The following is a 25,815-nucleotide window of genomic DNA, read 5'->3' on the forward strand; positions in this document are numbered from 1 at the left end:
AGAATGCAGTGACCCCCCAAAGAAGCGACCCCGAACGCTGCAGCACTGTTAGTAGAGTCATCCCTCCAAGGAGGGATGTCAACGGTGTTACCCGTGTTACGCACGGGTAATTTGTGACGGGTCGGGTGCATAACCCTTCTTGGTAAGGTGGCCTGAAAGTTCGTCAAAGCTGGGAGCCACGTGGTTTTAGATTCTGCCTCCGTCGGGATTGTTGTCAGGACGCGGAACAGACCGCTGTTTCTAGCCCGGGCCCTGGAGAATATCTTCTGTCAGAATTTCAGTGATTTCACTGTGGTCGTCGTTAACGACGGCGGCGACCCGGCCGACGTCGAGCAAGTAGTTTCTGCCGTCCCGGATGAGTACCGGGAACGTATTACCGTGCTTCATCGGCCTGAAAGCCGAGGCATGGAAGCTGCCTCCAACGCGGGCATCCGGGCATGCTCAAGCACCTACATTGCCATTCATGATGATGACGATCTGTGGCATCCCGATTTCCTCAAGCGGACCGTGGATTGCCTGGAAGACACTGCTGCCGCAGGTGTCATGGTCCGGACAAACATCCGCTATGAACAGATGGCTGACGGAGATATCCGCGAAATCGACTCGGTTCCCTTCTGGCCTGACATGAAGCAGATTTCCCTCGGCTCCATGCTGCGGATCAACCAAGCCGTGCCCATTTCCTTTCTTTACCGGCGGTCCCTGCACGACGAGCTCGGGTATTACGACGAGAGCCTCGAAGTGGTGGGCGACTGGGAATTCCATCTCCGGGTCCTGTCCCGGCACACCCTGGAATTCCTCGACGGCGAAACGCTGGCGTTCTGGTGCCAGCGTCCGGATGCATCCGGCGACAGTGCAAACAGCGTAAACAACAAGGCCGACGCGCATCGCCGTTTTGATGCCCGGGTCCGTGACGCCTACCTCCGCGAGGATATCTCCCGGCACGGTATGGGAAGCCTGCTGCACCTGACCAAGCTGCTGGCCCGGCAGGAAGAACTCCTGGATGAAAACCGCCGGCGGATGGAGGAGATGGAACATAGATTGAATGAGTCCCTCCTCCGGCTGGAAGATACGGTGGTGCGGCGGACCAGTCTCAGCAGCTCGGTCGGCCGGATGCGTTCGGCGGCCGGGCAGATCCGTTCCCTGATCGGCAGGGCGGGGAAGTGACGCGGGTTGCCGTGCTGGCCGACGTCGGACAGCACGTTTACCACGTGGGAGACGAAGCCATGGGGCTCGCGGCTGCCGACGAGCTGGCCGGGCGCGGGTTCGACGTCGTCCTGCTTTCCCGGGACCCCGAACAGACGCAGGACGGCTACGGGCATCCCGCCGTATCGACTCTCGAGTTTCCCTGGAGTCCTGCTGAGCGCGAGGACTACCTGCGCCGCATCCAGGAGCATCTTGCCGGGTCGTCATCATTGCCGGAGTCGGATCCTGCCCTGGCGCTGAGGGAACAGCTGGCGTCAGTGGATGCCGTGCTGATTGCCGGCGGGGGGAACCTGAACTCGCGCTACGGGTGGCTCTTGTATGAGCGTGCCGCGGTGGCAGCCATTGCCCGTAGCCTCGGCAAACCCGTAGTGGTGTCCGGCCAGACACTCGGCCCGGTTTTGACAGCCCGGGACGCCCAGACACTGGCCGAAATGCTTCAAGGCGCCCAACTGGTCGGAGTCCGGGAATCCACTTCTGCCCGGATTGCCCTGGAACTGGGTGTGGAGGCAGCACACGGGTTGGATGATGCCTCGTTCCTCGCTGACCCGGCGCTGCCCGATGACGGCGGCCCCGCTGTGCCGCAGGACGCCGTTCGGCCCGTACCGCGCTATGAAGCTCCGGCGGGGGGCTACGTGGCAGTTACGTTTGCCCCGGGAGGGGATGACGACTTCCGGCGTGGGCTTGCGGCAGCACTGGATCAGCTGCACGCCAAAACGCAGCTGCCCGCTGTGTTCATTCCGCACATGGGTGTCCCCGGAAACATCGACGCCGACGCCGGCATGCATGCGGAAATCGCGGCACTGATGGCCACGCCTGCCGTCCTGGTGCCGGTCGTGGCCGCCCGTGAGGCTGCCCGGCTCACACGGGGTGCGTCCCTTGTGGTGACCACCCGCTACCACCCGGCGGTGTTTGCGCTTTCGGCCGGTGTTGCCCCCGTGGCGTTGTCCGTGGAGGCCTACTCCGATGCCCGCCTGCGGGGCGCCCTGGAGAACTGGGGAATGGCTGATTTTGTGCTGTCGCTTCCCGCACTGCAGCAGGGCCTCCTGGAAGAGGCGCTGCTGGAAGCATGGGAACGGCGTGCCGAAACAGCGAAGCACCTGAAGGCAGTGCTGGATTCCCGTACCCGCGATGCAGGCATCTGGTGGGATCGGGTGGCTGCCGTGCTGCAGGCCGATACTGCCGCGGCGCCGGACGTTGCTGGGTTGCCGGGGACACCAAGCCTGTCGCCGAGTGCCCGGCTGGAAGGCCGCGGGGAGTGGGTGGCGGCAGAGACTGCGCTGCGCCGGCAGTTCTACCCGCAGTCCCTCCTGGCAGCACGGCTGACCGCGGAGGACGAACGGGTGCAGTCCTTTACCGCTCCTATCGACCGTGCCCTGGAGCAGGAGCAGGCGGCCCACCAGCGGTTGGCGGGCAGCAGGACCGTGCAGACCGCTTTGGGGTTGCACAGTTCCTTGTCGAAGTTCCGCCGCGGCCGCGCCTAAGCGGCAGGCGGGTGCATGGAAAGCGCCGCGTACCTTCCGCCGCTGTCATGGACGACAGAGGGCAGAAGGGACGCGGCGCTTCGGCTGAAACCTAGAGGGCCGGGCCCTGACCGGCGTTGCCCTGCCACAGTGCATCAAACGGTGCGTTGGAGGAAACGCGGTTGCGGATACCTTCGGTGACGAAGGCCTTTGCCGTCTTGGCGGCTTCCAGAGGCGTTGCCCCCTTGCCCAGTTCGGCAGTGATGGCCGCTGCGAGGGTGCAACCGGCACCGCTGACAGCCACCTCGCCTACCTTGGGTGCCCGCAGGACCTCCATGGTCTCACCGTCGTAGAAGACGTCGACGGCGTCGTCGCCTTCCAGCCGGACCCCGCCCTTGGCCAGCACTACGGCTCCGCTGGCTTCATGGATGCGGCGGGCTGCTTCCTGCAGGTCTTCCACGGTCTCAATGGAATCCATGCCGGACAGTGACATGGACTCGAAGTGGTTGGGGGTGACGAAGGTGGCTAGGGGGAGGATCTGGGCCTTGAGCGCCTTGTCGGTGTCCAGCGCGGCGCCGGGCTCCTGGCCCTTGCAGATGAGCACCGGGTCCAGCACGAGGTTCTTCCAGTCCTGGGACTGCAGCGCCTTGGCGACGACGTCGATGGTTGCCGGGGTGCCGAGCATGCCGATCTTGACCGTGTCGAGGTCATAGGCGGTCATGATGGCTTCGAGCTGGTCGGTAATGACCTGCGGGTCCACCGGGACGAACCGGTGGTTCCACGAATCGTTGGGATCGAAGGACACAATGCAGGTCAGGGCGGTGATGCCGTAGACGCCGAGTTCCTGGAAGGTCTTCAGATCGGCCTGGGCGCCGGCGCCGCCGGTGGCTTCGGAACCTGCGATGGTCAGCGTGACGGCCGGGGCTGAGGCCGCAGAAGTGGATGTGTTTGCAGACATGGGTCCATCTTCCACCCAAAACGGCGGAACCGGCCACCCTTGCAAGACGCGCTGTTACGGCGCGCCGTCGTCGTCCCCCGCCGCCGCTGCGGGCTAACCGTCCCGGCGGACCCCTCGGAGCAGGCGGACTATGTCTTCCAGGATGTTCCGGACCACCGGGAGCCGGGACAGGATCACGAGTTTGGCCACCAGCGGGGCCAGATTCGCGGCCAGCCGGTGGGACCTGCGCTGGCCGGGGGAACGGTCATACACCCAGAAGAAGGTGATCCCCATATGCATCAGCCAGAGCAGTTCTGGCAGGTCGTTGCGGATGGCCACGGGCGGCTGCGGCCGGGCGGTGGATACCGCCTGCCGGAACATCGCGATGGATTTCCCCCGCCCGACGGCGCCGTCCTCCCTGCGGTTCGGCGACATGGCGTCGCGCAGGAAATGCGTGCCGAAGGCGTGGTACGGCTCCATGGTGGTCAGGCCCGTGGACAGAATGACCGCCAGGTTCTCGCCCAGGTTGTGGCCCTCCCGGATCTGCGGCAGCGCAAGCGAGCGGTGTTCGTCCTGGAGGGATCGGTATAGCTCGTGGAGGAGGTCATCCTTGGAACGGAAATAGTAATAGGCGTTGCCTACCGAAACGTTTGCCTCCTGCGCGACGGCGCGCATGGTGGTCTTTTCGTAGCCCTGTGAGGCGAAGAGGCGCAGCGCGGTGTCGATGAGGAGCCGGCGCGTCTGTTCGCTCTTGGCGATGACGGCCAATGATGCTCCCTTTGCAGTAATTCCAGCGTTTAGTAGACCATTCTTTTGAACGTGTTCAAAATAGGGCGCGCGGCAGGAACTGACCGGGCATGGCAGAATGGAGGCGGTCCAATCGGGCCGCCCGGGGCAGCGGGCACAGTGCTAATACAGCCGGCGAAAGCCAGGCGAACCACTACCGGAACGGAAATGCCATGGATGCACAGCCACGGGCAGCTGTGAAAACTGCTGCAACTTATGCCTCCCGCGGGAGCTCGCAGTACGACCTGATCCTCACCCTGATGTGCGTGGTCATCGTCATTTCGAATATCGGCGCCACCAAGGGCGTGCAGTTTTCCCTTCCCGGCGGCTGGGACATTGTCACCGACGGCGGGTTCTTCCTCTTTCCGCTCGCGTACATCCTCGGGGACGTGGTCAGCGAGGTTTACGGCTTCAAAGCAGCCCGTCGGGCCATCTTCACCGGCTTTGCAATGGCACTTCTCGCCGTCGCGAGTTTCGCAGTAATCATTGCCCTGCCTGGATTCACGGATGCCTACGGGCTGGAGAAGCAGGCTGCACTGGAAGTGGCACTCGGTCCGGTCTGGCAGATTGTGCTTGCGAGCCTGCTGGGGTTCCTGGCCGGCCAGCTGCTGAACTCAATGGTGCTGGTGCGAATGAAGGAGCGGTTCCGCGAGAAGGCGCTGGCCGGGCGGCTGATGGTCTCCACCGGTGTGGGGGAGTTTGCGGACACCCTGATCTTCTGCGCCATTGCGGCTCCGGTCATCGGGATTACCGACGCCGGCGGGTTCTTCAACTACGTCCTGTTCGGCTTCCTCTACAAGACGCTCATCGAGTACCTTTTTGTGCCGGTCACCGCGCTGGTCATCCGGGTCATCAAGAAGCGCGAACCCAGCTACGTGCCGGCTGAGCTGGAGCCTGTCGCGGCGTAGGGGCGGGATGCCCGTCAGGTCACCGGGCGAAATCCCTGCCCAGGTGTGCAAAGGTGGGGGAACGCCAGCGTTTCACATCCCCAGTACGGCAGGAGACAAACATGAGCAATCCAGTCCCGAACCCCGGTGCCAAGGCAGTAGATGAAAATCTTGCCGGAACCGCGGAGGAATTCAACGATCAAGTCACCAAGGCGATGATCGACGACGCCCAGGAGAAGGATTCGAGCCCCGGAGACGAAGAACGCGATGCGCAGCCCGCCTTGGAAGAGGATGAATCGACCCAGGCTAAGCCGGACAATTCCTAGCAGCTCGGCTCTCTGCAGAATCCACTCGATACACAACAGGAGGACAGTGTGCCCGAGGACAAAGATTTCGAACACAACGAAACCAAGGCCGAAGCACAGCTCCAGATTGTAGATCCGCCGGAACCGGGCGACGAAGAGGCCGGACAGCAGCAGGCCGGGCACGCAGACGGCTCACCCACCGGAGGCCCGGAAGATCCCACTGCCGAAGAGCAGAACGTCACCGGAGAACCGGACGACCAGCAGAACGAACCGCTGCCGCGGACCTGGAACTAGGGAGTCTGCAGGCAAGTACTACGGCGGTAGGGCGCTGCGCAGCTACCTACCGCTGTAGTACTTGCCCAGGACCTCCGCCTTGAAGTCGAAGAACGTACCGTCGTCGATGGACAGCCGGGCGTCGTCAACGAGCTTCACGGTGAAGCGTTCATTGTGAATGGAAATCAGCGTGTGGCTGACCATTTCGTTGGACTTGAACAGGTGCTGGATGTAGGCACGGGTGTAGTTGGTGCAGGTATAGCAATCGCAGCCGTCCACCAACGGCCCGAAGTCCCGCTTGAACTTGGCATTGGACAGGTTCTTGCGGCCGTACGGCGTGTAGAACGCAGAATTCCTGGCCACCCGGGTCGGAGAAACGCAGTCGAAGGTGTCGGCACCGTTTTCGATGGCGGTGAAAATGTCATCCGGCTCTGAAATGCCCAACAGGTGCCGGGGCTTATTCTCCGGAAGCTCCTCCGTGCACCACCGGACAATGGTGCCGAGGTTTTCCTTTTCAAACGCGCCGCCCAGGCCGAAGCCGTCAAAGTCCATGGCACCGAGATCCCGGGCCGCCTTACGCCGCAGGTCTTCGTACTGCGCACCCTGCAGCACGCCGAACAGTGCCTGGTAGGGCTTGTCTGCGCGTTCCTCGGTGAGCCGCTGGTGCTCGGCAAGGCACCGCAGCGCCCAGAGGCGGGTGCGTTCCAAGGACATTTCCTGATACCCGCGCGAATTCATGAGCGTGGTCAGCTCATCAAAGGCAAACATGATGTCGGCGCCGATTTTGTGCTGCACCTGCATCGAAATTTCCGGGCTGAAGCGGTGCTTGTCCCCGTTGAGATGGGACTTGAACCAGACGCCGTCGTCGTCAATATGCGCCAGGCGCTCCTTGCCGGGCGCGACGTCGTCGTCCGCTCCCGTGGCATGCGTCGTCCCGTCGGCATTCATGTTGATGACCTTCTTGAACCCCGCACCCAGGCTCATGACCTGGAAGCCGCCGGAGTCTGTGAAGGTGGGGCCGGACCAGTTCATGAACTTCCCCAGACCGCCGGCCTCGTCGAGGATATCCGGGCCGGGCTGCAGGTACAGGTGATAGGCATTCGCCAGCACGGCCTGGGCGCCAAGCTCCGCGACCGACTCGGGCAGCACGGCCTTGACCGTGGCCTTGGTGCCTACCGCGATGAATGCCGGAGTGGCGATCTCGCCGTGGGGCGTGGAGATGGTGCCGGTGCGGCCCTGAAAGCCGCCGCCGTTCGCCTCGACTCGCCGTTCGGCCGCTGCAGGGGCGGTATCGCGCAGGCGCTTACCGAGGGTGAAGGAAAAGGCTGAGGAAGACACTCCTCCATTTTGCCCTACCCGGCGCCCGCCTTCCGCCGAGTGTTCCTGCTGCGAGATACACCACATTTATTCAGCCCTGTGCTTTGCCGGGGATAGGTTGGATGGGCGGAATTCAAGCCGGCCTCCAGCCGCCGGAACATCCCCGCATTCCTCCTATGCCTACGGCCCGAAAGGCAGAGGTCACCAGCGTTGACGCACCTGCAGGAAATGTTCAAGATCGCTCCGGCGAACAATGACCACCACGCGGCCATCCGGTGCGCCATCGGCCTGGGGGGGCCGCTTTTCCTCGTGCTTTTCCTGGGGCGGATCGACCTCGCCATTTTCGCGACTTTCGGTGCCTTCACCGGGATCTACGGCAGGAATGAACCGCACCGCCAGCGGCTGGGCCATCAGGTCCGCGCGGGGACACTTATGCTGGCCGTCATCCTGGCCGCAGCGCTGTGTGCACGGCTGGACCTGGATGACTGGGGAACCGTCATCGGCACGACGGCGGTCGCCGGGCTGGGGACCATAGCCACTGGCTTTTGGCGGCTGCGCCCCGTGGGCTCCCTGTTCCACATCTTCGCCTTCGCCGCGATCTCTTCGGTCCCGAACCAGCCCCCGCTCTGGCAGGGGATGCTTGCGGCCGTCCTAACGGTGGCGTTCTCCATCCTGCTGGGCCTGTCCGGGATGCTCGTGCAGAAGTACCGCACGCCATGGAAGCCGCCCGAACGGCTGGAGTTCACGCCGGCCCAGCGCCGCATCATCTACATTGACGGACTGCAGTATGCGGTGGCGGCAGTGCTGGCAGGCTCCATCGCGACCCTGCTGGGACTCGGCCACAACTACTGGGCTATGGTCGCCGCGACGGTTCCCCTGATCGGCGCAACAGTGCGGCACCGGGTCCACCGCGGCCTGCAGCGCATCCTGGGCACGTTCGGCGGCCTCTTGCTGACAGCGCTGATCCTGCTTCCGGGCCTGGAGCCCTGGCAGATGGTCCTGGTCATTGCCGCCTGCCAGTTCGGGGCCGAAATGTTCATTGCCCGGCAATACGCGCTGGCCCAGGTGGTGGTCACGCCGCTGGCGCTGGTCAGCACCGAGCTGGCCCACCCGAGCAACCCGTTGGAACTGCTCCGGGACCGCGGCATCGAAACGCTGATCGGCGCCGTCGTCGGCATGGCCGTGGTGGGAGCCGTACATCTACGGCAGAAGCAGCTGCACCGGCAGCGGGAGTCCGCTAGCCGCGGACGGCAATAAGCTCGGTGCGGATGCGCCGGTCCAGCTCGGCGTCGGACAGCGTCTGGGAACCGCCGTGGGAGCGCAGGTAGAGCAGGGCGTTCAGGCGCAGGATCCGCCACTCCCGCTCGCTGGCGTCTTTTCCGGCCTCGGCAGCCCGGTGAATCTCGCGGTCGTACAGGTTGGGTTCGTTCAACTGCCGCTGCAGCAGCTCGGCGGCCAGCTTGGCCTTCATCGGGTCCGTCTCGGAAGTATCCGCCGCACGCACGGCATGGCTGTACGCCGCCGCACTTTCGGCATCCCCGGCCTCATGGGTGATGTGCGCCGCGAGGGCCAAGGCGCCCTGGATCCAGTTCCACCGGCCGAAGTTCCCATCAAAGGGAAGCCCGGTGATGACGTTGCAGACCTTCAGGGCATTTTCGGCGTCGCCCAGATCGATGAAGAGAATGTGCGCCAAATCTCGGACATCCTGCAGATGACTGCCCGATTTCACGTTCAAACCACGCTCCAAACGCGCGGCAATCTCCTGTACGGCGGAGTTTTCCGGGTGGGCGGCAGCGGCGTCGGCAATGATTTCGGCCGCGTTGTCTTCCTCCGAAGGCACCTGCCGAACGGCGTCCGACGGCGCGCCCTCGGGAGCCGGAGCCTGAACCCGGACAGCGGATCCGTAGGCCAGCCGGAGCGAGGTTCCGTCATCCAATTTCGCGATGACCAGCGCCGGAACACCGAAATCATCGGCCTCCACGCTGGTTCCGGCTACCGGAGCCAGAGGTTCTGCAGCACCCTCACCCGGGACAAGGATCTGTCCGGGGGCAAGCAGTTCCGCATTGACCCGGAACGCGTACGTTTCCGGCAGGCTCTCAGACATGACGATTCCTTCGTGGTTGGACCTCGGCTCCCCAGAACCTCCAGTATATAAAGCTTGTCAGCGGCGCCCTTGTCAGCGTCCCCAGCCGGCCGAGGCCAGTGCCTGGCGCAGCAGGTCCCCGCGGCCGCCCGAAAATTCGGCGTAGATCGCGGGGCTGAGTGCCTCATCCGGAGTCAGCCATGACAGTTCCAGTGCATCCTGGCGGGGATTGCACTCACCGGTCACGGGAATCAGATAGGCAAGCGCCACGGCATGCTGGCGTTCATCCGTCAGCCCGCTCTGCGAGGGGGAGGGGAAGTACTCGGCGACGGCGAACGGCACCAGGGTGGGCGGCAGCTGCGGCAGCGCCATCGGCCCGAGATCCTTCTCCAGGTTGCGCAGCAGGGCGCCCCGGATGGTTTCGCGGTACAGCACCCGGCCCGAAACGAAGGAACGCACCATCTGCCCTTCCGGGGTCGCCTGCAGCAGCAGCCCAACTTCGGTGACATAGCCCAGCGGGTCACACCGCACGGGCACGGCCTCGACGTAAACCATGGGCAGACGCTGCCGGGCCTCGTAGAGATCTTCCTCGGAGAGCCAGCCTGGATACGGGTCAGGAGTACGAACGTTCATAGCAGTGTTCTACCTCAAAGGTGCCGTGCCAGTCACACGGCACGCTACGCTTCGGCCATCGGCTGAACCGGCCCGGACCCTTTCAGCCCGGCAGGTGCTTCCCTAGACTTGGGCTATGACACGGGACCTCCCGGAGCTTCTCCTGCCGGATGCCGGGGCCTGGCGGGAGTGGCTGGAGCAAAATTACGGGTTATCCGGCGGCGTCCGTCTGGTGCTGGGGAAGAAGGGCGGAAACGTCACCCGGTTGACGTACCGCGAGGCCCTCGACGAAGCGCTCTGCTTCGGCTGGATCGATGCCCAGGCCGACCGGCGCGACGAGGAAAGCTACCTGCAGCGGTTTCAGCCGCGCGGTCCGCGCAGCATCTGGTCGCTGCGGAACGTCGGCTACATCAACCGGCTGGAAGCGGAAGGCAGAATGCATCCGGCCGGCCGGGACGCCGTGCTCAGCGCCAAGGTGGACGGCCGCTGGGATGCCGCCTACTCCGGATCGGCAACAGCGGAAATCCCGGAGGACCTGCGCGCGGCCATCGCCGCCGTTCCCGCAGCCCAGGAAATGTTCGACGTGCTGACGTCGCAGAACCGGTTCGCCATGTACTTCCGGCTTAAAGGCCTCAAGACGCAGGCGGCCCGCGAGCGCCGGATCGCAGACTATGTGCAGATGCTCAGCGAACACCGCGCCCCCTACCCGCAGAAACGGAAGCCGTCGCTTCCGCCGGCGGTTGAGGGGACGCCGAAGGACTAGTCGCAGCCGGGTCGGCTGCCACGATTTCCCCGGAAACCTGTCCGTCCGTCAGAATCCCGCCCCAGGAGGTCCACATGTGCCGACTCTTTGGTATGCATGCCGGGAAGGACCCGGTCCGGGCTACGTTCTGGCTCCTTACGGCCCCGGACAGCCTGGCCCGGCAGAGCCATAAGGAAGCGGACGGCTTCGGGATCGGCACCTTCACTCCTGACGGCAGCCCGGTGGTCGATAAAGCGCCCATCGCTGCGTATGAGGATGTGCAGTACGCCCAGGAGGCCCGGGACCTGGAAAGCACCACCTTCCTGGCGCACGTGCGCTACGCCAGCACCGGCGGGGACACGGATGTCAACACGCACCCCTTCGAGCAGGACAGCCGTCTCCTGGCCCACAACGGGGTGGTGGAGGATCTGGACAAGCTCGATGACCGGCTGCGCCAGCTGGAGATGTACCACCTGGTCAAGGGCGAAACGGACAGTGAACGGGTCTTCGCGCTGATCACCGGCGCAGCGAGGGTGAACGGCGGCGACGTTTCCGCAGCCATCGCGTCCACGCTGACCTGGATAGCGCAGAACCTGCGGCTGTACGCGGTGAACATCATCCTCACCACCGCCACCGACCTGTGGGCCGTACGCTACCCGGACACCCATCCGCTGTACGTCCTGCAGCAGGGGCCGCGGGGTCCGGTGGGGGAGAAGCGGAGCAACCGGATCAGTGTCCACAGCGACCAGATACGCCAGGAGAAGCGGCCGGAAGTCCTGGTGGCCACCGAAAAGATGGACGCCAACCCTAATTGGCGGCTGCTGGACTCCGGCGAAATGCTGCATGTGGACAGCGAACTCAATGTCCGGCGCACGTTTCCGCTCCCGCAGCACCCGCAGCACCTGATCACGCTGGCGGACCTGGACCCGGCAGCGGCGGCGTCGCAGCACCCGCTCAAGACGGGTTGACGCTGTGCCTCAGGTGAGGTCCGCCCCGGCCCGCTGCACCCGCGCCGACGCTTCCAGGACCATCCAGGCTTGCAGCTGGGTGGAAAGCCCGACGGCGGTGCCGCCCGGGTAGGACACGGCGGCCGGTTCCAGCGGCTTGGCGGAGAAGAGGATCCAGTCTGCCCGTTTGCTGCGCCCCTCCCACAGGGCCTGCGCCGTAGCTTCCACCAGGGCGGCAGCCGTCCGCCGGGAAGGTTCCGGCAGGGCGGGGGACACGGCGGCCTGGGCCAGGTACCGCGCCAGGATTCCCGTGAATAGCCCGCCGTCGCCGGTGCCGTGGGTGCGCAGCACACGCGAGGTGCCGCCGTCGTCGGTCAGGTGGGTGTCGACGGCGCGCACCAGTTCCTCAGCGCGGGTGAGATTGGCACTGCCGCCGAGCTCGAGCAGGGCACCCAGGGCAGGCCCCTGGTTGTACGTGAATACGGTGCGCTCCAGCTGTGGACGGCCCCGGACCACCTTGACCCCGTCCAGATATAGTCCGGTTTTCGGATCCAGCACGGTGGCGTTGAGCCAATCCACCAGCTGCTGTGCCCGGTCCCGTGATCCGGTGCGGACAAAATGCAGGGCAGCGGGAGCGGTGGCCGGGGTGTTCTTGAAGTTACGGTCCTTGTTCCAGAAGATGCCGCCGCCCAGTTCCGGGGTGTGGGCGGACTCCAGCGCTGCATTCAGGGCGGAGAGGATTTTCCGGTAGGGACGCTGCCGGTCCCGCGCTCCGGACAAAGAGTTCAGCCGGCCGACCGCCAGGGCCAGCCACGCCATGTCGTCGTAGAAACGGTTGGTGTAGTGCATCCGGTTCCGCAGCCCGATGGTCCGGACCAGCGCCGGTGCCAGGTCCGCAGCCGAGGGATGCTCCGGTCCGCGGAACGGCGTGCCGGTGCGGCGTTCGCGCAGGCCGGCGTCGATCAGGGCATCGAGATAGTGTGCCTGCCACCAGTAATGCCAGGGCTGGCGCAGCTGCTGCAGCCGGGAAGCCGGATGGCTGGTGGCCGCCAGATGGGTCCCGGGCAACCCGGCCAACGAACGGCCAAATGCAGCGCTCACGGTGCGGGCGGCAGTCTCCGCGCGGTCGTCGGCGTCCAAGGCGGAATCCTCATAAAGCATGCGCCAACCCTATGCCAGCCGCCGAAGATGCGGCACCGGCCAACGCACAGTAGGCTCGGATACTGCCGGTGTGACATAGACGACACTGCCGGCGAGTAAATCTGCCAGGAGGAACGCATGGACATCGCAGGCGCATCGGCCATAGTCACAGGGGGAGCGTCCGGACTCGGGCGGGCGACGGCGCGGAGGCTGTACGACGCCGGCGCCTCCGTTGTGTTGGTGGACCTGCCGCAGTCCGAAGGCCTTGCCTATGCAGCGGAACTGGGGGACAACGCCCGGTTCGTGCCCGGCGACGTAACCAACCCGGAACAGATGCAGGCCGCCGTCGAAGCAGCCATGGCTGCAGGACCGCTCCGGGTGGCCGTGAACTGCGCGGGCATTGCTACACCGGGGAAGGTACTGGGCCGCGACGGCGTCCTTCCGCTGGAGGACTTCGCCCGTGTGGTCAGCGTGAACCTGATCGGCACCTTCAACGTCACCCGGCTCGCCGCCGCTGCCATGGCCGAAACGGATCCGGTCACCGCCAACGGCACCGAGGAACGCGGCGTCATCATCAACACAGCCTCCGTTGCCGCCTTTGACGGCCAGATCGGCCAGCCCGCCTACTCGGCGTCCAAGGGCGGCGTGGCCGCGATGACGCTCCCGCTGGCGCGTGAGCTGGCCCGCCACCTGATCCGGGTGGTCACCATCGCGCCGGGCATCTTCGAAACACCCATGATGGCGGGACTGCCGCAGGCCGCCCAGGATTCCCTGGCCGCGCAGGTGCCGCACCCTTCGCGCCTGGGCCGGGCCACGGAATACGCGTCCCTTGCCGCCCACATCATTGAAAACCAGATGCTTAACGGCGAGACGATCCGCTTGGACGGCGCCATCCGGATGGGACCGCGCTGACCTTGATGAGTACCCCCGCACCACTGCACCAACTGCCCGACGCTGATTTCTACGGTTTCGAAGACCTGCTCAGCGACACCGAGAAAACCAAGCTTGCCGAACTGCGGCGCTTCCTCGCCGAGGAAGTGCTGCCGCACGCCGTGGACTGGTGGAACGAGGCGCGTTTCCCTTCCGACCTCCTGCCGAAGCTGGCACAGCTGGAACTTTCCACGCCTGTCCAGCAGGGATACTCGCCGCTGTTCGCCGGTCTGGTGATCGCGGAAATGACCCGCGCCGACACCTCGCTCGCCACATTCTTCATGGTCCACCACGACCTGTTTGTCGAAGCGCTGCACATCTTCGGCTCCGAGGAGCAGAAATCCCGGCTGCTCGACGACGCCCGTGCGCTGCGGATTACCGGTGCCTTCGCACTGACCGAGCCGGAACACGGTTCCGATGTTGCCGGCGGCATGTCCACCACCGCAGTGCGCGACGGCGACACCTGGGTGCTCAACGGCGCCAAACGCTGGATCGGCAACGGCACTTTCTGCGACTACATGGTCCTGTGGGCCCGGGAGCCGGAAACCGGACACACCCGGGGTTTCCTGCTCGACGCGAACCTGCCCGGAGTAACCCGGACCCGGATCGAGAACAAGACAGCACTGCGCACCGTGCAGAATGCGGACATAGTGCTGACGGACGTCCGGGTTCCCGCCGCGGACCTGCTCGCCGGAGTGGAAAGCTTCGACGACACCAAGCAGCTGCTGCAGGGCTCGCGGATCATGGTCGGCTGGCAGGCGGTGGGAGCGCAGCTGGCCACGTTCGACGTCGCCCGTGCCTACGCCGTCGAACGCCTGCAGTTCGGCCGCCCGCTGGCAGCCTTCCAGCTGATCCAACAGCAGCTGGTGCAGATCCTCGGTAATGCGGTGGCCAGCACCGGAATGCTGGCCCGGGTCACCGAGCTCGAACACGGGGGCTACCCCGTACCGGGTAACGGAGCGCCCGCCGCCGGTGCAGCCCCCGGAGATATGGCACGGGCTGCCCTGGCGAAGTCCTACGCCAGCGCCAAGATGCGTGAAAGCGTGGCCCTGGGCCGCAGCATCCTGGGCGGCAACGGGATTGTCACCGACTACCGGATGGCCAAGATCTTCGCCGATGCCGAGGCCATCTACACGTACGAAGGCACCTATGAGATCAACACGCTGATTGTCGGGCGGGACATCACCGGGGTGTCTGCGCTGCGTTAGGGCTGCTCGCTGGGGGCCTCTGCTGGGTGGCCCTTCTGGGTGGCCCTGCGGGGCCTGGAACGGCGGCAACGAAGCCGGCCCCTACGGGGCCTGGAACGGCGGCAACGAAATTTCCGCGCTCGCAGAGCTCGCGGGAAATATTAAAGCCGCCTTCCTCCAGGCCCCTCCGGCGCGTTTCCCTCCGGAGCCAGTCCAGCCCCCTCCGGTTTGTCCGGATCCCTGCGGTTTGTCCGGATCCCCGCGTTGCGCGGCGCAGGGATTGCCACAAACTGCAGGGTTTCCGCCTGCGGGGTAGGCCACTGGGGGAGCTCCGCGTGCCGCCTTCCGGCGAGCGCCCTTCGCCGCCCCATGTCGCCGTCCGCGGGAAGCCGTCGCCGCTGCCCCTGCCTCGGCGGACGCGGGAGGGCTTAAAGGAGCCGTGCTGAGCGATGAACCGGCTAGCTCGCGTGTTTGGCCTGCAAGATTGCCCCCGGGGTAAGCCGGTTTTGTTCCGTTATGGGAGAAACCGACCGGTTTGGGAAATCCCTGCCACTGCAAAGCGGAGCAATTTCCCTAACCGGCAGCAGATTCACAAACCGGGCGGAAACCGCGTGGCCGCTGCTCGGCCGAAGGGGGAGCTGGCAAGCAAAGGTCCCAGGCCTGGGTGGTGAAGTGGCTGTGCCGCAGGCTGTTTCCGGGCGTTTCCCTCCGGTTTGTCCGGATCCCTGCAGTTTGTCCGGATCCCTGCGTTGCGCGGCGCAGGGATTGCCACAAACCGCAGGGTTTTCCCCAAACCGCAGGGTTTCCCAAGCAGGGTGGTTGCCCGGCCCGGCGCAGAGGGAGCTAGCTTGCCGGACGGAATCGGGCCAGAGGGTTGGTGGTCCGTCCCGAGAACTGCAGGCCGTCGGACGGGTCGCTGAGGTCGCTGCAGGCCCCCGGACGGGTCGCTGAGGTACAGCATTTGCTGGTTGTCGCGCAGCTGCAGCCGGGTCAGGCATGACAGCGCGAAAATCCTCGGCGAAGGTACCCGGGAGGCTGCTTCCGGGCGATCCACCTTGTCTCCCATCACCACGATTTCCTCGGTTCGAGGATTGCACTTCGCGCTGACGGCGGGGCCATCATGGGTCGGTGGGACCCGTCGGGTGGCATGCCATCCTCAGGATCAGTAGGCTTACTAAATGGGCCGTAGCAACGGCGGCCCGGTTTACCGGACGTGAAAGGCATGGTTTATGACCGAGCAGAGCATTCCCGATCCCGAGCTGGGCGACGATCCGGTTCTCGCCGACGACGTAGCCGCTGTGGCCACACCGGACGAGCTGACGGTGGTGTCCGAAGACGAGCTGCTGGAGCAGGACGAGCTGGTGGACGCTGAAGACCTCACGTACCCCGGAGCAGCAGAAGACAACCCGGATAACTGGCAGGAAGACCCGCTGATCCGCGAAGAAGCACCGTTGAACGAACCCGGTGAACTCTCCGATCAGACCCTCCGCGACGACACCGCCGAAGAGCGCTTCCTGAACGGCGATACGCAGATTCCGCCGGAAGCGCCGACCATCGGCGAGGCAGCCAACGACGTCGACTTCGGCGACCCGCTGGCAGGCGAAGAAGAAGACGCAAGCGACGATCCCGCGCACCGCGGCGGAGACCCGCTTGCCAACTTCAACCCGGACGACGTCTAGTCCGGCAGCACATTTCGCCACGGGGTCCGGCAGCACGGTCTACGGACTGCTGCCGGGCCCTTTGCCTTGCCCGGCGGGACTCTGAGTGCCGGCACCGGCAACGCACCGATCAGCACTAGGGTTGATTCATGCCTTCCTTCCGCGTCCAGTTGAATATTCTCGGACTGAAGCCGGGCAACCCGCCCGAGGCGGTCATGGAAACGGCCGTCGCCGCCCTGGGGGCCGCCCACCATGTGGAAGCCAACCAGCTCGACATAGTCTCCGGGGTCCCGCGGATCACGCTGCGTTTCACCGTCCCGGATGACGAGTGGTCGGTGGAAAATTCACGGGCCCGCCGCGCCGCCATCAACATGCGGGCCGCGGTGGAAGAAGTAGCGAACGGGCAGGACCTGCGTGTGCTCCGGCGGATGCGCGGACGCTGGACCGTGCTCTAAAAGGACGGCCCTAGGCGGCGGGAAAAGCGTCCAGGGAAAGCCGGCTGCGGTACTCCACCGGCTGGCGGGTCAGCGGATCGGTAAACTGCACGGAACGCGCCAGCAGCTGCAGGGGGCGGGAATAGTCGTCCGGCGCCTGTGGCAGCAACTCCGGGTAGAACGAATCATTCAGGATGCCGATGCCCTGCGACGCCATGTGCACCCGCAGCTGATGGGTCTTCCCCGTGTGCGGCAGCAGCCGGTACCGGCCCAGCCCGCCGCTGCTCTCCAGCAGCTCAATCCGGGTCTCCGCATTGGGCTCGCCCTCGACTTCCTGGGCCAGCAGGTAAGTGCGGGATTTGATCATCCGGCTGCGGACAATCCGCGGCAGTTCGAGGTCCTCCCGGACCGGAGCCACGGCCTCGTACTCCTTGCTGATCCGGCGCTTCTCAAAGAGGGTCTGGTACTTGCCCCGGGTCCCGGGGTTGGTGGAGAACAGCAGCACACCGGCGGTCATGCGGTCCAGACGGTGCATGGGAATCAGATCCGGAATTCCCAATTGGACCCGCAGCCGCACCAGGGCCGACTCGGCCACGTACATGCCGCCCGGCGTCGTCGGCAGGAAATGCGGCTTGTCCACCACCAGCAGGTCCTCGTCCTGGTGCAGGATGCCGATCTCCACCGGGATGCGCTCTTCCGGCGGAAGCTCGCGGTAGTACCAGATGAAGGTGTGCTCGGTCAGGGGCGTGGCTGCGGTCAGTGGAATGCCGCCCATACCGACTACTTCACCGCGTTCGAACCGTTCCACGATTCCGTCCGGATCCACATGCCCGAACCGTTCAAGCACGTAGTCCATGGCGGTGTCCCACGGTCCTTCTCCGGGAAGGCGCAGGCGGGTGGCATTGACTCCGTTGCGCACGGGAAGCGGGGACTGCATCACGGTTTCAGGATATCGCGCGTGCGGGCTTAAATTGGGCTTGGCTGTTCTGGGTAGAAACAGGCCCGCCCATCTCGAAACCCGGCAGATCCTGCCGCAGAATCCCCATCCGAAACGGAGCCCGGTGGCCACCAAACCAGTTCTTCCTCCTTCTGACCAGACGGAGCCGACGCCGGTACCGCCCAAGACGACGACGCCGGCCCTGACGCCGGAGGAGCGCCAGTCCGTCCTGCGTACCCTGCGTTCGCCGAAACTGCTCAAGACCGAGGTCCTGGCCGGACTGGTGGTGGCCCTTGCGCTCATCCCCGAGGCCTTGGCCTTCTCGGTCATTGCCGGGGTGGACCCGCGGATCGGCCTGTTTTCGGCCTTCACCATGGCCGTCTCCATCGCCTTCCTCGGCGGCCGTCCGGCCATGATTTCCGCGGCCACCGGCGCTGTGGCCCTGGTGATTGCCCCGCTGGTGGCATCCCACGGCGTGGAGTACATGATTGCCGCCGTGCTGCTGGCCGGCGTCTTCCAGGTGCTGCTGGCACTGCTTGGCGTGGCGAAGCTTCTGCGCTTCATTCCGCGCCAGGTCATGGTCGGCTTCGTCAACGCACTGGCCATCCTGATCTTCGTTGCCCAAATGCCCGAACTGCTGGGGGTGCCCTGGCTGGTCTATCCGCTCGTGGCGCTTGGGCTGTTGATCGTTTTCGGCCTGCCCCGGCTCACGGCGGCGGTGCCGGCGTCGCTGGTGGCCATCGTGGTCCTGACAGCCATTACGGTGTTCTCCTCCCTTGCCGTGCCGACGGTGGGGGACAAAGGCGAACTGCCGGACAGCCTGCCGTCGCTGCTGCTGCCCGACGTGCCCTTCAGCCTCGACACCCTGCAGGTGGTCTTTCCCTACGCACTGGCCGTGGCCTTTGTGGGGCTGCTGGAATCGCTCATGACGGCCAAGCTGGTGGATGACGTCACCGACACCCGTTCCAATAAGACCCGCGAAGCCTGGGGCCAGGGTGCAGCCAACCTCATCACGGGGTTCTTCGGCGGCATGGGCGGCTGCGCGATGATCGGCCAGACCATGATCAATGTGAAGGGCTCCGGTGCCCGAACCCGGATTTCCACGTTCCTGGCCGGGGTTTTCCTGCTCCTCCTGGTGGTTGTCCTCGGAGACGTGGTGGCCCTGATTCCGATGGCAGCCCTCGTGGCCGTGATGATCTTCGTGGCCGTCACCAGCTTCGACTGGCACAGCATCCGCCCGTCCACGCTGAAGATGATGCCCAAGAGCGAAACCGCCGTCATGCTGGCCACCGTGGCCGTGACCGTCTGGACCCACAACCTGGCCAGCGGCGTCGGCGTCGGCGTGCTGGTGGCCATGGTGCTGTTCGCGCGCAGGGTGGCGCACTTCGTCACCGTGGACCGGACGGTCACCGGGAACGACGCCGATGCCACCGCGGTCTACACGGTGAACGGTGAGCTGTTCTTCGCCTCCTCGAATGATCTGTACTCCCAGTTCGAGTACGTCCTGGATCCCGCGAAGGTGGTCATTGACCTCAGTGGTTCCCACGTCTGGGACGCGTCAACCGTGGCAGCGCTCGACGCCGTGACGGAGAAGTATCGGCGGCGCGGAACCGAGGTTCAGATCACCGGGCTGAATGAGGCCAGCGGTCTGATGCGCGAGCGGATGGCCGGAAAGCTGCCCTAGCGGCCGGCGTCGTCCGTGCGGGCGGACATCCGTGTTCAGGCAGCGGCGGTGTGGGCGTGCTGGTGCTGCAGGGATGCCAGCGCCAGCCGGCACTGCTTGGCGCTCGGGCGTTCGCGCGGAGAGAGGGAAGTCATGGCGGACAGCAGCGACCGCCAGGCGGCGGGGAGCGCGGGCGGGATCTCCGGTCCGCGGAGTGTCCGGGCCGCCGTGGAGTCGCCCTGCGGCAGGTCGAAGGCGCGGACTCCCGTCAGGCATTCGAGCAGGACAAGTCCCAGCGAGTAAATGTCCGAGGCGGAGGTCAGGGGTGCGCACCGCAGCTGCTCGGGACTCATGTAGGGCAGGCTCCCGTAGGACGGTTCCTTATCTCCGACCCTGTGGACGCTGACGGCGATACCCAGATCGGTAATCTTGGCGTGGCCGGTTGCAGGATCCACCAGGATGTTCGAGGGTTTCACGTCCCGGTGGATGTACCCCGCAGCGTGCACGCCCGCCAGCCCGGCGGCCAGCTCGGCCCCGAGTCGTGCTGTGTCCACAGGCTCCAGTACGCCGGGGAGGCTGTGCCGCAGATCGGCGCCCCGCACCAGTTCCAGAACCAGGTACGGCGTCTGCACACCGGTGTCAGGGTGGCTGATGGTGCCCGTGGAAATCATCCGAACCACGTGCAGATTTTCGACGGCTCGCAGTGCGGCCGCTTCCCTGACGGCTTCATGCCCCTGAGGTGCGTGTCCGAGCGGTGCGGAAAAGATCTTGACGGCCACCTTCTGCAGGGAGGAAAGGTCCGTGGCACGCCAGACGTAGGCAGCGGTGCCGTGCCCGATGGGCTCATCCAGGCAGAACCGTCCGTCGATGAGGATGTGGGCGCTAAATCCCGAGGCGTCCGAGGCAGGTGGTGGAGCGCTTCTTGTTGGTCGGTATCCGTCCATGCCGCTCCCGCGTATTAGCTAGTTTCCCTAGTGAATAGTTCGGCTAACAATAGGGTGGGCGCGCAGTTGAGTCCAGCCTCCGGGCGGGGAATGTCTGGTTAGGTCGACAAATAGGACGGGGTTAACGCTGCCCTGGGTCCGGGCTCGGGTCCTCCAGGGCGGAACGCAGGCGGTCCATAAAGGAAATGACAATCTCGGCTTCCTGCGGCGACAGCTCTGCGGCGGCCTGCATCATGCGCTGGTGCATATCCCCCACGGTCTGGCGGACGTCGGTGTCCGATGTGTCGGTTGGGACGATCTCCCAGGCGCGGCGGTCGTTGGGGCGGGCGCGCCGTCGTACGTATCCGCCGCGTTCCAGCCGGTCGATAAGTGCGGTGGTGGAGGCGGTGGAGATGCCAAGGAGCCTGCTCAGGTCCTTGGGGCCGAGGCTGCCGCCGGCCTGCCGGGCCTGCATCAGGCAGCGCATGGCCAGGAGGTCGTTTTCGTTCATCCCCATGGCGTCCTGGATGCGTCGGCGGACCAGTGTTTCAGCGGCGCGGTAACTGCGCACTGCATCCAGTACGGCGCGGGCTTTTGGATGCTCCGGATCGGGGCCGTACCAATAGCCGTCCTGCCCTGAGGGCTGCTGAGGAGTATCCATTCCGCCAATCCTAGCCTTGCTGAAAGGTGGGGCAGCTAGGAATCGATGCGATGCATTTCACACCGCAATTAGGGCATAAAAACGTGCTCTAATCTCTTTGGCTGTGGTCAGATGTAGGTGTCCGCTTAGGTAATCCTTACCTCTCGCCTGCGATAGGAACGTCCTTGACTGCACCTGAAATCTCCCCGTCCGGTCCGAAATCCGGACTCTCGCGCCGCAACATCCTGGGCGGAGCCGGGCTCGGCTTCCTGGCGTTGGCGCTGGGGGCCTGCTCCAGCCGCGACACCGTGGCCGCGGCAGGGAATGCAGCAGGATCCGGTGGTTTCACCGTCACTGACATGCGCGGCGTCGAGGTTTCCTTCGATGGCCCGGTGCAGAAAATCGCCACCACGGTCATCCCCTCTCCTTCCATGCTGGCTGCGGTGGACGGCGGGTACGGCAAGATCGTGGGCATCAACGAATCCACTCTGCAGGCAAACCGGCAGGGCCTGTTCGGAGAGATGTTCCCGGAATCGAAAACCACCACCACCATCTCGCCGTCGAGCTTCACTCCCAACATCGAGACCATCACCAAACTGGAACCCGACGTGGTGTTCCAGTGGGCGGACCAGGGCGACGGGCTTGTGGAGCCGCTGGAAAACGCAGGCTTCAAAACAATCTGCCTGCTCTACGGAACGCAGGAGTACCTGGAAACCTGGGTGTCCCTGTTCTCCACCATCCTCGGCAAGCCCGAGCGCGGCACCGAAATTGTGGACTGGATGCATGCTGAAATCGCGCGGCTGGAGGATGAGCTCGCCGGTGTTTCCAAGACTGTGCGGGTGGTCCACCTCGGCCAGTCCGGCGACGGCTATTCGGCCTCCAACAAGTCCTCCTACATGCACTACTGGATGGAGCTGGCCGGCGGGCAGAACATGGCGGCGGAGAACCTTTCGGCCGAGAACGTGGTCAGCGCCGAGCAGCTGATCGAGTGGGATCCCGAAGTCATCACGCTGGGAGGTTTCGATACCCGCACCCCGGCCGAGGTTTACGCGGATCCGTCCCTGGCCTCCGTGTCTGCCGTCAAAAACCGCCGGGTCTACAAGGCGCCGCTGGGCGGGTACCGCTGGGAGGTTCCCTGCGCCGAATCGCCGCTGATGTGGCAGTGGGCGGCCGAGGTGTTCCATCCCGGCCGCACCAAGAACACCCTGCGCACCGCCATGAAGGAAAAGATTGCCTACCTCTACGGGTACGACGTGAGCGAAGCACAGATTGATGCCGCCCTGCGGCTGGACCTGAACGGCTCCAGCGTTGGCTACGACGTCTTCCGTGGCTGAGATGGCGGCTTCTCATAGCGCGGCTGCACCCGCCCGCGCCGCCGGCTCGCCGTCGTCGGCCGGTGCCCAGCCGTCGTCGGCCGGTGCCCCGCCGTCGTCGGCGCGCCGCCGGCTGATCCTGCCGCTCTGCGTGCTGATCCTGTGTGCGGTGGCCCTGGTTTCCATGGCCGCCGGCCGGTACTGGGTGCCGCCGAATGAAATCCTGCGCATCCTGTTCAACGAAGTCACCGCACTCTTCGGCGGAGAAGGGATGCTCCGCCGGACCTGGACCGAGCAGGAAGCCACCGTGGTCCTGGATGTGCGGCTGCCGCGCGTGCTGCTCGCCTTCCTCGTGGGCGGCGCGCTCTCGCTCGGCGGCGCGTGCCTGCAGGCGCTGTTCCGCAACCCGCTGGTCAGCCCCGACATTATCGGCGTCACGGCCGGTGCCTCCTTCGGCGGCGTGCTGGTGCTGACCCTCGGGCTGTCCGGCGGCTGGATGGTCGGCGGTGCGTTCGGCTTCGGGCTGGCCGCACTCGCCGGCGTCCTGCTGCTTGGCCGGCTGGGCGGACGGGACAACGCCATGCTGATGATCGTCCTGGGCGGGATTGTGGTGGCGGCGTTCTTCAACGCATTGGTCTCCTTCATGACCTACCTGGCCGATCCGTATTCAGAACTGCCCTCGATTGTGCACTGGCTGCTGGGGTCCATTGCCGCAGCCAGCTATGACAAGGTGCTCACCGCACTGGTCCCGGTGGCTATCGGCGCGGCGATAGTCCTCGCCCTGCGCTGGCGCCTGAATGTGTTGTCCCTGGGGGACGACGACGCCGCCGCGCTGGGCGTGAACCCGCAGCGCTCCCGGGTGGTGCTGTTGTGTGCCGTGGCCCTGATGACCGCCGGCACCGTGGCCGTAGCCGGGGCCGTCGGCTGGGTGGGACTGGTGGTTCCGCACCTCGCCCGGCTCTGGGTAGGTCCGGACCACCGGATCCTGCTGCCGGCGTCGCTGCTGCTGGGCGGCACCTACCTGATGCTCATCGACACCCTCAGCCGTTCCATCAGCAGCAGTGAACTGCCGCTGGGCATCTTGACCGCCATCATCGGCGCCCCCGTCTTCGTGGTGCTGCTGGCCCGTTCGCAGAAGAAAGCCGAGCTCTCATGACCGTCGCATCCCTGTCCCGTACGGTTCCCGCTGATCCGGTGGCGGGCAGTCCGGCCGCTGGCTCCGCGCCCCTGATGCAGGCCACCGACCTCGGTTTCCGTTATTCCCGGCTGCGCCCGTGGCTCTTCCGGAACCTCGGCTTTTCCTTGGAACGCGGGGAGATCCTGTCCATCCTGGGTCCCAACGCCCGAGGTAAAACCACGCTGCTCAAGTGCCTCTCCGGGCTGCTTTCCCCGCGTGAGGGAACGGTTCACGGTGCGCCGGGCATCGGGTACGTGCCCCAGGACCACGGCGCAGGCCCGTCCTTCACCGTGGCCGACATGGTGTTGATGGGCTGCACCCGGCACCTGCGTGCCTATCAGACTCCCCGCCCTGAGGACCACGCCGCCGCCGATGCGGCCATGGAACGGGTAGGCGTGGCCGCCTGGGCCGGACGCGACTATTCCACCCTCTCCGGCGGGCAGCGGCAGCTGGTGCTGATTGCCCGGGCCGTGGCCTCCGGCTGCGAACTGCTCGTCCTGGACGAACCGGCTTCTGCGCTGGACCTGAACAACCAGTCCCGCGTGCTGAGCGTGCTCAGCGGACTGGCAGCGGAGGGTATGGGCGTCATCATGACCACTCATCATCCTGACCACGCGCTGCACGTGTCCCGCAACGCACTGCTGTTTGTCGGCAGCCATGACGTCCGCTGGGGTCCCACCGAGGAGCTGCTCACCGGTCCCGCCCTCTCAGAGGTCTACGGGCTGCCGATCTGTACCCCCACCGTGGGCACGGAATCCGGCGACCGCGTAATCGCCGTGCCGGATTTCGGCCCGTCCTGCCGCGCCTGCCCGGTGCCCGGCGCCGTTGGGGCACCCGCTCCAGCGCCGACTCCGGTGGAAATACGAATCCCTTTCGGAAAGGAACACCCGTGATTATCCGCTTGATCGGCGGAACGCCGATGCTTGGCCAGACCGATACCACCTGGCGCGGCGCCTTCGAGGAGGTGGACGCCTACGACCTCGACGACGACGCCGCCCGCGCCCGGATCCTCTCGGCCGACGCCCTGGTGATCGGCGGCGGCGTAGACCATCTCCTGCTGGGCAGGCACCGCGAAGCGCTCACCGGCTTCGTCCGCGCCGGCGGCCGGGTGCTGGTCAACGGGCAGGTGGTGAAGCCGTTCATCGACGGGCTGGCGGTCTGGCGGGAGCTGGAATTCCGCGGCGCGCAGGATGTCCGGCCGCATCCGGTCTCTCCGCATCCGGTGTGGGCAGGCATTGACTACCGGGACCTGCACTACCGCACCGGGGTGCCCGGAACCCACAGCTACGAGCGGTTGGAGGAGATCGGCGTCGCCGGTTTCTACGGCCGCGGCTATCACCTGGACCTGCCCGAGAATGCGACCGTGGTGACCGGCATCGGCCAGTACCGGCTCCCGCTGGACTACAGCTACACCTTGGGGAACGGGGCAGTGCTCGTCCACGGCGGCAATGACCTGGAGAGCTTCAGCGACGATCAGTATTCGACCCGCGTGCTGGGACCGAACCTGGTGCAGTGGCTGGAAGGCGGAGTGCAGGACACAGTTGAGCTGAAGCCGGCAGTACCGGCAGTACCGGCAGCCGCCGCCGGCACCCGCCCGCCCGGAGCCGCTCGCGCAGCGGGGCAGGCAGCCCCGCGGATCGGGCTGCTGCACTGCGGCACGTTCCCGCCCCTGCGGACCCTGGCCGACCCGGCCCTGGCACCGTACCGGCTGGAATCCGTCTACCTGCCGGACGCCGATCCGGCCGTACTCGCGGACCTGGACGTGGTGATTGTCAGCGACCGGCTGCACCAGGGGCAGCTCGCCCGCTTTGTTCCGGCGATCCTGGCGGCACTGCAGGACCCGGCCAAAACCGTGATCGTGCTCGGCGAGAACAAGGTTGAACAGTGGCTGCCCGGGGTCGGCTACAGTTTCCGCCCCACGGTGTTCTGGATGTGGCGCACCGGCGAGGACAACGGCACCCGGCTGCGGCTGCCGGAGGATCCGATGTGGGAATTCCTCACCCGGTGGTCCGTCTCCTGGCATCACCACGGTCTGCTGCACCCGCGCCCCGGCGCCCGTTCGCTGGTGGTGATGGAAGAGGACGGCGCCGAGTCGGGCTCGCTGCTGTACGTGGACGAAGTGAACCAGCCCGCCCGCCTGCTGGTGACCACGATGGACCCGGTCTACCACCACGGATCCGGCTTTATGCCCGGTGCATCCCAGCTGCTGTACTCGCTGCTGCGCTGGGTGACGGCCACGCATGCAGCGGTGGCTTAGCCCG

General features: G+C 65.6%; 26 protein-coding genes. 17 read left to right on the forward strand and 9 right to left on the reverse strand.

Annotation, left to right across the window (positions count from 1 at the left end):
• Positions 1-180: 180 nt before the first annotated feature.
• Both N2K98_RS01605 and N2K98_RS01610 read left to right on the forward strand, forming a co-directional pair.
• Positions 181-1,164 carry a glycosyltransferase family 2 protein gene (locus N2K98_RS01605; RefSeq protein WP_255866366.1) on the forward strand — a complete coding sequence of 328 codons (984 nt, stop codon included), beginning with the start codon at positions 181-183 and terminating at the stop codon, positions 1,162-1,164.
• Positions 1,161-2,684, forward strand: a complete 1,524-nt coding sequence (locus N2K98_RS01610; protein ID WP_255866365.1) for a polysaccharide pyruvyl transferase family protein — start codon at positions 1,161-1,163, stop codon at positions 2,682-2,684. Before N2K98_RS01605 ends, N2K98_RS01610 begins: the two co-directional genes overlap by 4 nt.
• A gap of 91 nt (positions 2,685-2,775) precedes the next feature.
• Here N2K98_RS01610 and thiD read toward each other — a convergent pair whose 3' ends face one another.
• Entirely contained in the window at positions 2,776-3,621 is an 846-nt protein-coding gene (gene thiD, locus N2K98_RS01615) for a bifunctional hydroxymethylpyrimidine kinase/phosphomethylpyrimidine kinase (RefSeq protein WP_255798760.1), read from the reverse strand.
• Between the two features lie 93 nt (positions 3,622-3,714).
• Positions 3,715-4,368 (reverse strand): TetR/AcrR family transcriptional regulator, encoded by a 654-nt coding sequence (locus N2K98_RS01620; RefSeq protein WP_255798761.1) that lies wholly within the window; start codon positions 4,366-4,368, stop codon positions 3,715-3,717.
• Between the two features lie 191 nt (positions 4,369-4,559).
• Here N2K98_RS01620 and N2K98_RS01625 point away from each other — a divergent pair, with 191 nt between their 5' ends.
• The 3 genes from N2K98_RS01625 to N2K98_RS01635 all read left to right on the forward strand — a co-directional run bounded on the left by N2K98_RS01625 (position 4,560) and on the right by N2K98_RS01635 (position 5,872).
• Complete coding sequence (locus tag N2K98_RS01625; protein WP_255798762.1) at positions 4,560-5,294, forward strand: queuosine precursor transporter; 735 nt, start codon at positions 4,560-4,562, stop codon at positions 5,292-5,294.
• 101 nt (positions 5,295-5,395) lie between these two features.
• Positions 5,396-5,599, forward strand: coding sequence for a hypothetical protein (locus N2K98_RS01630; RefSeq protein ID WP_255866364.1), 204 nt, complete (start codon positions 5,396-5,398; stop codon positions 5,597-5,599).
• A gap of 48 nt (positions 5,600-5,647) precedes the next feature.
• Entirely contained in the window at positions 5,648-5,872 is a 225-nt protein-coding gene (locus N2K98_RS01635) for a hypothetical protein (RefSeq protein WP_255866363.1), read from the forward strand.
• Positions 5,873-5,914: 42 nt separating this feature from the next.
• On the opposite strand, the gene tgt is transcribed toward N2K98_RS01635, so the two are convergent.
• Complete coding sequence (gene tgt / locus N2K98_RS01640) at positions 5,915-7,189, reverse strand: tRNA guanosine(34) transglycosylase Tgt (protein WP_255866362.1); 1,275 nt, start codon at positions 7,187-7,189, stop codon at positions 5,915-5,917.
• Between the two features lie 189 nt (positions 7,190-7,378).
• Here tgt and N2K98_RS01645 point away from each other — a divergent pair, with 189 nt between their 5' ends.
• Positions 7,379-8,425 carry an FUSC family protein gene (locus N2K98_RS01645; protein WP_255866361.1) on the forward strand — a complete coding sequence of 349 codons (1,047 nt, stop codon included), beginning with the start codon at positions 7,379-7,381 and terminating at the stop codon, positions 8,423-8,425.
• Here the strand turns inward: N2K98_RS01645 and N2K98_RS01650 are convergent.
• Both N2K98_RS01650 and N2K98_RS01655 read right to left on the reverse strand, forming a co-directional pair.
• Complete coding sequence (locus N2K98_RS01650; RefSeq protein WP_255798767.1) at positions 8,406-9,272, reverse strand: DUF6707 family protein; 867 nt, start codon at positions 9,270-9,272, stop codon at positions 8,406-8,408. The two genes, N2K98_RS01645 and N2K98_RS01650, sit on opposite strands and share 20 nt — an antisense overlap.
• A gap of 72 nt (positions 9,273-9,344) precedes the next feature.
• Entirely contained in the window at positions 9,345-9,884 is a 540-nt protein-coding gene (locus tag N2K98_RS01655) for an NUDIX hydrolase family protein (protein ID WP_227924051.1), read from the reverse strand.
• Positions 9,885-9,999: 115 nt separating this feature from the next.
• On the opposite strand from N2K98_RS01655, the gene N2K98_RS01660 reads away from it, so the two are divergent.
• Entirely contained in the window at positions 10,000-10,626 is a 627-nt protein-coding gene (locus N2K98_RS01660; protein ID WP_255866360.1) for a YdeI/OmpD-associated family protein, read from the forward strand.
• A gap of 74 nt (positions 10,627-10,700) precedes the next feature.
• The gene (locus N2K98_RS01665) at positions 10,701-11,573 is read left to right on the forward strand and encodes a class II glutamine amidotransferase (protein ID WP_255798769.1); all 873 of its coding nucleotides are present in this window, start codon (positions 10,701-10,703) and stop codon (positions 11,571-11,573) included.
• Positions 11,574-11,582: 9 nt separating this feature from the next.
• Here N2K98_RS01665 and N2K98_RS01670 read toward each other — a convergent pair whose 3' ends face one another.
• The gene (locus tag N2K98_RS01670; protein WP_255866359.1) at positions 11,583-12,713 is read right to left on the reverse strand and encodes a glycoside hydrolase family 76 protein; all 1,131 of its coding nucleotides are present in this window, start codon (positions 12,711-12,713) and stop codon (positions 11,583-11,585) included.
• A 117-nt stretch (positions 12,714-12,830) separates the two neighbouring features.
• Between N2K98_RS01670 and N2K98_RS01675 the strand changes: the two genes are divergently transcribed.
• The 4 genes from N2K98_RS01675 to N2K98_RS01695 all read left to right on the forward strand — a co-directional run bounded on the left by N2K98_RS01675 (position 12,831) and on the right by N2K98_RS01695 (position 16,922).
• On the forward strand, positions 12,831-13,604 hold the full coding sequence (locus N2K98_RS01675) for an SDR family NAD(P)-dependent oxidoreductase (protein WP_227924047.1): 774 nt from the start codon (positions 12,831-12,833) through the stop codon (positions 13,602-13,604).
• Between the two features lie 5 nt (positions 13,605-13,609).
• Complete coding sequence (locus N2K98_RS01680) at positions 13,610-14,830, forward strand: acyl-CoA dehydrogenase family protein (protein WP_255866358.1); 1,221 nt, start codon at positions 13,610-13,612, stop codon at positions 14,828-14,830.
• A gap of 1,208 nt (positions 14,831-16,038) precedes the next feature.
• Positions 16,039-16,488: a hypothetical protein gene (locus tag N2K98_RS01690; RefSeq protein ID WP_227924040.1), complete on the forward strand. Its 450-nt coding sequence runs from the start codon at positions 16,039-16,041 to the stop codon at positions 16,486-16,488.
• A gap of 128 nt (positions 16,489-16,616) precedes the next feature.
• A complete protein-coding gene (locus N2K98_RS01695) occupies positions 16,617-16,922 on the forward strand; it encodes a hypothetical protein (protein WP_227924039.1) in 306 nt (101 codons plus the stop codon).
• A gap of 10 nt (positions 16,923-16,932) precedes the next feature.
• On the opposite strand, the gene N2K98_RS01700 is transcribed toward N2K98_RS01695, so the two are convergent.
• Positions 16,933-17,838, reverse strand: coding sequence for an RluA family pseudouridine synthase (locus N2K98_RS01700; protein WP_255866390.1), 906 nt, complete (start codon positions 17,836-17,838; stop codon positions 16,933-16,935).
• 202 nt (positions 17,839-18,040) lie between these two features.
• Here N2K98_RS01700 and N2K98_RS01705 point away from each other — a divergent pair, with 202 nt between their 5' ends.
• Positions 18,041-19,522: a SulP family inorganic anion transporter gene (locus N2K98_RS01705; protein ID WP_255866389.1), complete on the forward strand. Its 1,482-nt coding sequence runs from the start codon at positions 18,041-18,043 to the stop codon at positions 19,520-19,522.
• Positions 19,523-19,557: 35 nt separating this feature from the next.
• On the opposite strand, the gene N2K98_RS01710 is transcribed toward N2K98_RS01705, so the two are convergent.
• Both N2K98_RS01710 and N2K98_RS01715 read right to left on the reverse strand, forming a co-directional pair.
• Positions 19,558-20,445 (reverse strand): serine/threonine-protein kinase, encoded by an 888-nt coding sequence (locus N2K98_RS01710; RefSeq protein WP_255866357.1) that lies wholly within the window; start codon positions 20,443-20,445, stop codon positions 19,558-19,560.
• A gap of 121 nt (positions 20,446-20,566) precedes the next feature.
• Positions 20,567-21,085, reverse strand: a complete 519-nt coding sequence (locus N2K98_RS01715; protein ID WP_255866356.1) for a MarR family winged helix-turn-helix transcriptional regulator — start codon at positions 21,083-21,085, stop codon at positions 20,567-20,569.
• Positions 21,086-21,249: 164 nt separating this feature from the next.
• Here N2K98_RS01715 and N2K98_RS01720 point away from each other — a divergent pair, with 164 nt between their 5' ends.
• The 4 genes from N2K98_RS01720 to N2K98_RS01735 are packed head-to-tail and all read left to right on the forward strand — an operon-like array spanning position 21,250 to position 25,811.
• On the forward strand, positions 21,250-22,398 hold the full coding sequence (locus N2K98_RS01720) for an ABC transporter substrate-binding protein (RefSeq protein ID WP_255866355.1): 1,149 nt from the start codon (positions 21,250-21,252) through the stop codon (positions 22,396-22,398).
• 1 nt (position 22,399) lies between these two features.
• A complete protein-coding gene (locus N2K98_RS01725) occupies positions 22,400-23,533 on the forward strand; it encodes a FecCD family ABC transporter permease (protein WP_255866354.1) in 1,134 nt (377 codons plus the stop codon).
• Positions 23,530-24,447, forward strand: a complete 918-nt coding sequence (locus tag N2K98_RS01730; protein WP_255866353.1) for an ABC transporter ATP-binding protein — start codon at positions 23,530-23,532, stop codon at positions 24,445-24,447. Before N2K98_RS01725 ends, N2K98_RS01730 begins: the two co-directional genes overlap by 4 nt.
• A complete protein-coding gene (locus N2K98_RS01735) occupies positions 24,444-25,811 on the forward strand; it encodes a hypothetical protein (RefSeq protein WP_255866352.1) in 1,368 nt (455 codons plus the stop codon). Before N2K98_RS01730 ends, N2K98_RS01735 begins: the two co-directional genes overlap by 4 nt.
• Positions 25,812-25,815: the final 4 nt, after the last annotated feature.

Origin of the sequence: Arthrobacter jinronghuae (assembly GCF_025244825.1) — a bacterium.
GTDB classification, from domain to species: Bacteria; Actinomycetota; Actinomycetes; order Actinomycetales; family Micrococcaceae; genus Arthrobacter_B; species Arthrobacter_B jinronghuae.